Consider the following 705-nt stretch of genomic DNA (forward strand, 5'->3'; position numbering starts at 1 on the left):
TTGTTACTGTTATCATTTCTTGGAGCGAATAGCATTAGCCATAATTGTCTGTTTCATTGTCATGCCATTACTTAGTTTATAATCATCCTCAATGTCTGCAACGGATAGATTAGCTAAAATGACTTCAGACTCAGCTGTAGTACCACGCTTACCTAGTTGAAAGGTGCGAGGTGAAATTCCTTTTTCATTATGAAACCGAATAGTTAACCCATGTTCAGCAGCCAATTTAGCCATAACACCCCAACTGTACACTCGTGTTTTTCTAGTCACATTTTTCTCTTTAAAATTGAATGAAGCAAAAAAGATAAAAATTTGCCATGAGGCTTTTCGTATGTTTATTTTTGACAAACGAAAATATACGCTTTACATTGAACCTTGGTAGATCCTAAAACTCAATCTTATCAACCGTTGGGTCATTCATGGCCATAAGAACTTGACCTGCTTCTTGAAGTGGCGACGACTTAACTGTATTTTCTATTGCACTCATAGCCGTTGTAATTAACTCAGGATTATCACTTTCGATACCTTTATCAAGCCTTTCGAACATCTCATCTATTACATGACGACGTTCAGCAAAGCGCTCTTTAAGATAGGACTCTAAAAACTCTCTTTGATTATTTGTCTTGGTAAGCTGAACATCTCTCCAAGCAGCGATCGCTTCGCGTTTGGTGTGCTCAGTCTGACATATGGTTTTGTAATCCGCAT

General features: G+C 37.7%; 2 protein-coding genes. Both read right to left on the reverse strand.

Annotated elements, in window-relative coordinates; translation table 11 throughout:
* Nucleotides 1–12 precede the first annotated feature (12 nt).
* On the reverse strand, nucleotides 13–348 hold the full coding sequence (locus ACS8FC_RS17515) for a hypothetical protein (protein WP_439297725.1): 336 nt from the start codon (nucleotides 346–348) through the stop codon (nucleotides 13–15).
* A gap of 37 nt (nucleotides 349–385) precedes the next feature.
* A partial coding sequence (locus ACS8FC_RS17520; protein WP_439297726.1) for a hypothetical protein occupies nucleotides 386–705 on the reverse strand: 320 nt, incomplete at its 5' end.

Source organism: Psychrobacter sp. 1Y4 (assembly GCF_051847555.1).